General features: G+C 46.5%; 2 protein-coding genes. Both read right to left on the bottom strand.

Annotated features, from left to right (window positions below):
* A partial coding sequence (tnpA, locus tag EA14781_RS22270) for an IS200/IS605-like element IS200C family transposase (protein ID WP_019842014.1) occupies window positions 1-440 on the bottom strand: 440 nt, incomplete at its 3' end.
* A partial coding sequence (locus EA14781_RS25560) for a hypothetical protein (protein WP_042336429.1) occupies window positions 397-581 on the bottom strand: 185 nt, incomplete at its 5' end. The genes tnpA and EA14781_RS25560, both read right to left, overlap by 44 nt.

The following is a 581-nucleotide window of genomic DNA, read 5'->3' as shown; positions in this document are numbered from 1 at the left end:
GGGCTGCCCGGATAGGGAATCGATAACTGCTCTCCCATTTTATCCTCTTCAAGCTGGTGCTTTATGTAATCCTGTATCTTCGCCGTGTTCTTACCCACCGTATCGACGTAGTACCCTCTGCACCAGAACTCCCTGTTCCTGTATTTGAATTTCAAATCCCCAAACTGCTCGTAAAGCATCAGACTGCTTTTCCCTTTCAGATATCCCATAAAGCCGGATACGCTCATTTTGGGCGGGATCTCCACAAGCATATGGATATGATCTGCACAGCATTCAGCTTCCAGAATCCGTACGCTTTTCCACTCACACAGCTTTCTCAAAATACTGCCTATTGCTCTACGCTTCTCTCTGTAGAACACCTGTCTTCGGTATTTTGGCGCAAAAACTATGTGATATTTACAGTTCCATCGGGTGTGCGCTAAGCTCTTTTCGTTCCCCATTGGGACCCCCTTTTGATTTCTTGTTTGACACTTGCAGTTGCCAGACCGCAAGGTGTTTTAACAAATCAAAAGGGGTTTTAATAACTGGCTCAAAGCTGAAAGCTTTCCAGAACCCCCAGCCTAGCTGGGGGTTTTCTGTGC

This window comes from Escherichia albertii NBRC 107761 = DSM 17582 (assembly GCF_000759775.1).
Lineage (GTDB): Bacteria > Pseudomonadota > Gammaproteobacteria > Enterobacterales > Enterobacteriaceae > Escherichia > Escherichia albertii.
Note: the sequence above shows the minus strand (reverse complement) of the source record. Positions and strands in the feature narration are given on the sequence as shown.